The following is a 6208-nucleotide window of genomic DNA, read 5'->3' as shown; positions in this document are numbered from 1 at the left end:
AGACCTTTCGTGACATCAAAAATGCCCAATTTGGATTGGGACTATCTCAGAGTCAAACGCGTGATCCACTGCGTTTTTCCATTCTGCTATTGATCGGAGCACTCGCCATGTATGCGCTCTGGATCATCGGATTAACCGCGCAACATCAGGGGTTCAAGATCCAATACGGTAGCCGGCACAAAGCCGAACAGACCTTGTCCATCCTCTCACTCGCACTGTGGTGGATGCGCGAAGCACCCCGACAGATCCCAATCTCGCAAATTAACCAGGCAATTCATACCCTGCGCTCTATGGCTATTCATGTTGTTATTTGAGGGGAAGGGTCAGGGTCAGAGTTTTTTTACGACAGCCTCACCGTCGTAAATTACTCTGACCCCATTTGACCGGGTTGCTGCAGGTTGATCAGTCTTCGCGGCGGAGGTGTGGGAACAGTAGTACGTCGCGGATGTTTGGCGAGTCGGTGATCAGCATCATCAGGCGGTCGATGCCGATGCCGCAGCCGCCGGTCGGAGGCATGCCGTATTCCAATGCGCGGATGTAGTCTGCGTCGAAATACATGGCTTCTTCGTCGCCGGCATCTTTGGCTGCAACCTGCGCCTGGAAGCGGGCGGCCTGGTCTTCCGAGTCGTTCAACTCGGAAAAGCCGTTGGCGATTTCGCGGCCGGTGACGAACAGTTCGAAGCGTTCGGTGATGCCTGGCACGGTATCGGAGGCGCGTGCCAATGGCGATACTTCGACCGGATAATCGACGATGTAGGTCGGATCCCACAGTTGCGCTTCTGCCGTCTCTTCAAACAAGGCAAGTTGCAGCGCGCCGAGGCCAGCGTGAGCGTGTGGCTTGACGCCGAATTTTTTCAATTCGGCCTTGATGAATTCAGCATCTTGCAGTTGTGCGTCCTGGTATTGCGGCGCATATTTGTTGATGGCGCCGACAATCGTCAAACGCTGGAACGGCTTGCTCAGATCCAGTTCGCGGCCTTGATAAGTCAGGGTGGCTGTGCCGTGGGCATCGATAGCTGCCTGACGGATCACTTGCTCGGTGAAATTCATCAGCCATTGATAGTCGACGTACGCAGCATAGAATTCCATCATCGTGAATTCCGGATTGTGGCGCGGTGACACGCCTTCATTACGGAAGTTACGATTGACTTCAAACACGCGTTCGAAACCGCCAACCACCAGGCGCTTCAGATACAGCTCAGGGGCGATACGCAGGAACATTTGCATGTCCAGCGCATTGTGGTGGGTAATGAACGGCTTGGCCGCGGCACCGCCGGGAATGGCGTGCAGCATCGGCGTTTCGACTTCCATGAAGTCGTTCTTTTCCATGAAGCGGCGGATCGACGACATCGCGGCGGTACGCACTTTGAAGGTGCGGCGCGTATCTTCGTTCATGATCAGGTCGACGTAACGCTGGCGGTATTTGGTCTCCTGATCGGCCAGGCCGTGGAATTTATCCGGCAACGGACGCAGCGATTTGGTCAGCAGGCGCAGGGTAGTCACCTTGATCGACAGTTCGCCGGTCTTGGTCTTGAACAGCGTGCCTTCGGCACCGAGGATGTCGCCCAAATCGTAATGCTTGAAATTATCGTAATTTTCTTCGCCGATATTTTCTTTGGTGATGAACAGCTGGATGCGGCCGTCGGCATTGCTGCCGGAGGCGTCCTGCAGCGTGGCGAAGGACGCCTTGCCCATCACTCGTTTCAACATCATGCGACCGGCAACTACAACCTTGACTGCCGCAGCGTCCAGCGTTTCGTTTTCCTGTTCGGCATATTCGGCCTGGATGCTGGCGGCTTTGTGCGTCGGCCGGAAGTCGTTAGGGAAAGCCACGCCTTGCGTGCGCAGGGCGGTCAGCTTACTGCGGCGTTCCGCGATGATTTTATTTTCGTCTTGCGGGACAGGTTGCTGCTGATTGTCTGTCGTCATGTCAGTATCTTTTAAAGTGATGCGGTGAAACGTCTGTGGTGCGGCGAGAAAGGCATTGCCACGGACCTGGTCCGTGGCATGGTTTGCAACCGCTTTGTAACTTACACGCCTTGCTTGAGCGAGGCTGCGATGAAGTCGTCAAGGTCGCCGTCGAGGATGGCCTTGGTATTGCCGCTCTCGAAGTTGGTACGCAAATCCTTGATGCGCGATTGATCCAGCACGTAAGAGCGAATCTGGTGGCCCCAGCCGACATCGGTCTTGGAGTCTTCCAGCTTTTGCTGCTCGCTCATGCGCTTGCGCAATTCCAGTTCGTAGAGCTTGGCTTTCAGCATGTCCCACGCTTCGGCGCGGTTGCGGTGCTGGCTGCGGTCGTTCTGGCACTGCACGACAATACCGGACGGCATATGCGTCAGGCGCACTGCGGAGTCGGTCTTGTTGATGTGCTGACCACCGGCGCCGGACGCGCGGTAAGTGTCGACGCGGACATCGGCCGGGTTGACATCGATATCGATCGAATCATCCACTTCCGGGTACACGAACAGGCTGGAAAACGAAGTGTGGCGGCCGTTGGCGGAATCGAAAGGCGATTTACGCACCAGTCGATGCACGCCGGTTTCAGTGCGCAGGAAGCCGTAGGCGTAATCGCCCTCGACCTTGAGCGTGGCGGTCTTGATGCCGGCGATTTCACCGTCGGACTGTTCCAGGATATCGACCTTGAAACCCTTGCGTTCGCAATAGCGCAAATACTGGCGCAGCAGCATCGATGCCCAATCCTGCGCTTCGGTACCGCCGGCGCCTGCCTGGATATCGATGAAGCAGTTGTTGGGATCCATCGGATTGCTGAACATGCGGCGGAATTCCATGCCTTCGACCAGCTTGCGCAGGCCTTCGGTATCGGCTTCGACTGCCTCTATGGTTTCTTCGTCCTGCTCTTCGCGGGCCATCTGGAACAGGTCGCTGGTGTCGCGCAGATCGGCTTCGATCTTGGTCAGCGTCAGGACGATGGCTTCCAGGGATTTCTTTTCCTTGCCCAGGTCTTGGGCGCGTTTCTGGTCATTCCAGACTTCCGGATCTTCCAGTTCGCCATTGACCTGGTCGAGTTTCTCTAACTTCGTATCGAAGTCAAAGATACCTCCGAAGTTCGGCTTCGCGGCTGGTCAGGTCCGCAAGCAGGTTTTGTAGGGAATTTAAGCGTTCGGCTTCCATTTTCGGCTCTTTTGCAATCAAACCCTAAATTATACGCCAGCGTCATGGCAGATGGCTCCGCTGTTTGCATTTCGCCCATTTTTGGTGATCTTTTCCCGGTGAATATGCACAAATGTGAACCATTGCAACAAGGCTGCTATCGAAGCTGCAACTCTTTACAATGGACGCGAGCTTGCTAATTTACCTACCGGGCCGGGCCGCACATGGCGATTAAGGCAAATACCAGTCGTTGCAATGTCGGTTTGTCATCATTATTGCTGGTGATCCCGCTATGTATGGGACTCGGCGCATGCGGCCTGCTGGCGCCGACACCGGCGCCGCATGGCGAAGTCCAGGGCGCTTCCAGCAGCGGTACAGAACTGGCGCAGTCCGATGTCAATCGTTTCGCCACCCTTGCCATGCGCGACAATCTCGACAGTCTTTATCACTTGCTGGATAAATTGTACCGACGCAATCCGGCCGAATGGAAAAAGACTGCCACCAGTCGCGAGCTGGCGATCAAGCGTGTGCGCGATGCCATCGAAGCGCGCCAGCCATGGCCGGAGTTGCAAGGAAAGCATGATATCCAGGCGTTGTCTATGGCGCTGTCCCCGGAGTTCAGCGGCGACCGGGTTGCAGCTTTTATCTACGGCGCCGCCGACATGATCATCGTTGCGCATGGCGGTAAAACCAAGTTCTATCTGATCGACGGTTTCGATGCCCAGTATCTGTACAACGCCGCCCGCAACATGGACATAGCGTCGTGGATATTGAACAGCCGGAAAAATCCCGCAGGCCAGCCTTTGCTGCTGTCCAACGACATCAGCGAGAGTGAGCGCAACATCAGTTTTGAAAGGGAGTTTGGCAAGATCATCGGCCGCATCGATCTGTTGGCCGAGATGACAACCGAGAAGTACAAGCGTGCCGGTATCAGCTATTTGCAGAATATGGTGGGCGGGTCGTTTTTGCAGTTTTTACCTGTGCGGTGACATTGTTTGAATTTGTCCGGTTTTGTCCGCATTATGTCTACGGAGAGTATTTCGCGATACCCGCCACAGGCTTAACCTGATATCAACGATAGAAGTCCGGCCCCGGACTTTCCGTGAGTTGAATGAGGTCTGAGCATGTTGAGTGTGGGAATATTGGTTTTTGACGATGTTGAAATTCTGGATTTTTCCGGTCCCTACGAAGTGTTTTCGACTGCGACCCGGGTGCATGGCCGCAGCAACGGCAATCATGCTGCGGCAAACCTGTTCCAATGTTTTCTGGTGGCGCCGAGCATGCGGCCGGTGCGCGCTCGCGGCGGCATGAAAGTGTTACCTGACTGTGTATTGCTGCCATCTGCGGAACTGGATGTGCTGCTGGTGCCGGGTGGCGATGTTTCGGCCATCCTCAATAACGACGCGGTGATCGACTGGATCGCCACGCAGTCGTTGGGCACGGTTATTACCGCTTCGGTCTGCACCGGCGCCTTCCTGCTTGCCAAGGCGGGCTTGCTGGATGGGCTGGATGTCACCACGCATTGGGAGGATCAGGACGATTTGCAGGCCGGTTTTCCGGCGCTTTCCGTCAAGCGTGATGTAGCGTGGATAGATTGCGGTAAAGTGGTCACTTCCGGCGGCATTTCGGCGGGCGTCGACATGAGCTTGCATCTGGTCGAGCGATTGGCCGGACCCGAACTGGCTGCCGCCACTGCCAAACAGATGGAGTATCGATGGCTGCAATAGCCGACAACATGGGTACCGGGGAAACCACCATTCCGGTCTATTTTCTGCTGCGTGACGCCACCATGGCGCTTGACCTGATTGGTCCGGCGGAAGTGCTGCGCTATGCCAACCGGATTTCCGAACGTGAAGGGAGGCCGAACTTCTTTGATGTGCGTTATATCAGCGCCGCGGATAGCATCAGCACTTCCATCGGACTTGGCCTGACGGGCTTTGGTCCATTGCCGGATAACCTGCCCGCCAATGCCATCCTGGTGCTCAACGGTTGCACGGGTAGCGACGACGATTTCAGCAGCGTTGCCGATCAGCGCGCAGTGAGCTGGCTGCGTGCCCATTGGAGTGCGTCGCATAAATTATTGTGTATTTGCACCGGCGCCTTGCTGGCCGGGTACGCCGGTTTGCTCGACGACCGCCAGTGCACCACGCATCACAGCCATTGCGATGACCTGCGCCGCATCGCGCCGCGCGCGCATGTTTTGGAAAACCGGATTTTTGTCGAAGACCGCAATGTGTACACCAGCGCGGGCGTGACCACTGGCATCGATCTGGCGTTGCATGTCGTGGCGCAAATTTGCGGCCACGCCCGCAGCGCTTCGATTGCCCGTTCGCTGGTGGTATATATGCGGCGTGCCGGCAGCGATCCGCAATTGTCGCCATGGCTGGCATGCCGCAATCACCTGCATCCGGCGATACATCGAGTGCAAGACGCCGTGATCGGCAATCCTGCCAATGACTGGGATTTACAGCAGCTGGCGGAAATCGCCTGCACCAGCGAACGCCATCTGACGCGCCTGTTCCGCGAACATACCGGTAGCAGCCTGGTCGACTACATCCAGCGCATCCGCGTAGCGCTGGTACGCGAATTGCTGACCCAGTCCAAGCTGGACATGGAACAGGTAGCGCAACAGGCTGGCTTCAATTCAACCCGCCAGTTACGCCGCGTATGGAGCAAATTCGAAAGCCTCCCACCAAGCCAGCAACGCCAGGCCAACAGCTAAAAAAATTAAATAGGGTCAGAGTCGAATGGCACTTACTTAGCTTTTTCGGATGGTCGTATTTTCGCAGCATCTCTCTTGCTGGGGTCCGTGCTTGCATCAGTAGAGGGTAAGGTTTTGGTCTTCGCTTGATGGCGCGCGGTTCGATTCGCCCCGGTCGGTTTCCGATCGTCTGTTCGGCCACCAACGCCAAGAATTCTGCGACGTTATCATCGTCATTAGGGTGACGCAATGTATCGCCCGTTGCCAGCCATAGTTGCAGCGTATGCTTGAAGCTCAGTGCGCGTGGCAAGACATCGGCGAGCAAGGCCGATTGCAGCATAATCATTCGGATGAGGTTGTAGGCAAGCAGGTATACCCACATCTCCTTTTCAC

General features: G+C 56.1%; 5 protein-coding genes and 2 pseudogenes. 4 read left to right on the top strand and 3 right to left on the bottom strand.

Annotated elements, in window-relative coordinates:
* Positions 1–314, top strand: a pseudogene (locus BM029_RS25325) (IS4 family transposase); the annotation flags it as partial.
* Positions 315–402: 88 nt separating this feature from the next.
* Here BM029_RS25325 and lysS read toward each other — a convergent pair.
* Positions 403–1929: a lysine--tRNA ligase gene (gene lysS, locus BM029_RS25320; RefSeq protein ID WP_092440800.1), complete on the bottom strand. Its 1527-nt coding sequence runs from the start codon at positions 1927–1929 to the stop codon at positions 403–405.
* A 101-nt stretch (positions 1930–2030) separates the two neighbouring features.
* Positions 2031–3135, bottom strand: a protein-coding gene (gene prfB, locus BM029_RS25315; protein WP_139217348.1) for a peptide chain release factor 2 whose coding sequence is annotated in 2 segments (ribosomal slippage) — positions 2031–3053 and positions 3055–3135 — 1104 coding nt in all. Because the reading frame shifts where the segments join, the coding sequence is not laid out codon by codon here.
* A gap of 203 nt (positions 3136–3338) precedes the next feature.
* On the opposite strand from prfB, the gene BM029_RS25310 reads away from it, so the two are divergent.
* From BM029_RS25310 to BM029_RS25300, 3 genes are all read left to right on the top strand, one after another.
* Complete coding sequence (locus BM029_RS25310) at positions 3339–4103, top strand: hypothetical protein (RefSeq protein WP_092440798.1); 765 nt, start codon at positions 3339–3341, stop codon at positions 4101–4103.
* A 135-nt stretch (positions 4104–4238) separates the two neighbouring features.
* Positions 4239–4841, top strand: coding sequence for a DJ-1/PfpI family protein (locus BM029_RS25305; RefSeq protein WP_092440796.1), 603 nt, complete (start codon positions 4239–4241; stop codon positions 4839–4841).
* Complete coding sequence (locus BM029_RS25300) at positions 4829–5836, top strand: GlxA family transcriptional regulator (protein WP_092440794.1); 1008 nt, start codon at positions 4829–4831, stop codon at positions 5834–5836. Before BM029_RS25305 ends, BM029_RS25300 begins: the two co-directional genes overlap by 13 nt.
* Positions 5837–5879: 43 nt before the next feature.
* Here the strand turns inward: BM029_RS25300 and BM029_RS26180 are convergent.
* A pseudogene (locus BM029_RS26180) lies at positions 5880–6208 on the bottom strand (IS4 family transposase); the annotation flags it as partial.

This window comes from Collimonas sp. OK607 (assembly GCF_900111995.1).
GTDB lineage: Bacteria > Pseudomonadota > Gammaproteobacteria > Burkholderiales > Burkholderiaceae_D > Collimonas.
The sequence above is the reverse complement of the archived record's forward strand: the minus strand, read 5'-3'. Positions and strand labels throughout refer to the sequence as shown.

Bases quoted from the DNA above. Each gene is read 5' to 3' on its own strand.
- BM029_RS25310 (WP_092440798.1), top strand. From the start codon at position 3,339: ATGGCGATTAAGGCAAATACCAGTCGTTGCAATGTCGGTTTGTCATCA.
- BM029_RS25300 (WP_092440794.1), top strand. From the start codon at position 4,829: ATGGCTGCAATAGCCGACAACATGGGTACCGGGGAAACCACCATTCCG.
- lysS (WP_092440800.1), bottom strand. From the start codon at position 1,929: ATGACGACAGACAATCAGCAGCAACCTGTCCCGCAAGACGAAAATAAA.
- BM029_RS25305 (WP_092440796.1), top strand. From the start codon at position 4,239: ATGTTGAGTGTGGGAATATTGGTTTTTGACGATGTTGAAATTCTGGAT.